This is a genomic window from Mucilaginibacter phyllosphaerae, assembly GCF_004378255.1.
Classification (GTDB): Bacteria; Bacteroidota; Bacteroidia; order Sphingobacteriales; family Sphingobacteriaceae; genus Mucilaginibacter; species Mucilaginibacter phyllosphaerae.
Map to the genome: position 1 here is coordinate 1 of NZ_SNQG01000021.1, position 319 is coordinate 319.

The window sequence follows — 319 nt, forward strand, 5'->3', positions numbered from 1 at the left end:
CACTCCTCCTCCTTGTGCAGGCGCAGGCCGTACCAGTGCGCCATGACCTTGGACGCGCCGTAGACGGCGTTGGGGATGTCCATCATGCCGCCCATGCTGCCGGCGACGGTGCCGATGATGGCAAAGACGGGCTTTTCCCCGGGCGAAGCGTCTGCCGCCGCCCTCTCGAGCAGCGCCCGCGTGGCCTGGAACAGCGACAGCACGCCCAGCACGTTGACGTTGACGTGCTCCAGGACGTCGGACCGCTTCGCCTCCTTGATGGGCACGAACCCCTTGGCGATGGCGGCGTTGGCGATCACCACGTCGAGCTTGTCGATGC

General features: G+C 67.1%; 1 protein-coding gene. It reads right to left on the reverse strand.

The window, feature by feature from the left end:
- Positions 1-319 (reverse strand): SDR family NAD(P)-dependent oxidoreductase (locus E2R65_RS19490; RefSeq protein WP_158285305.1); only part of this gene is annotated, 319 nt, incomplete at both ends.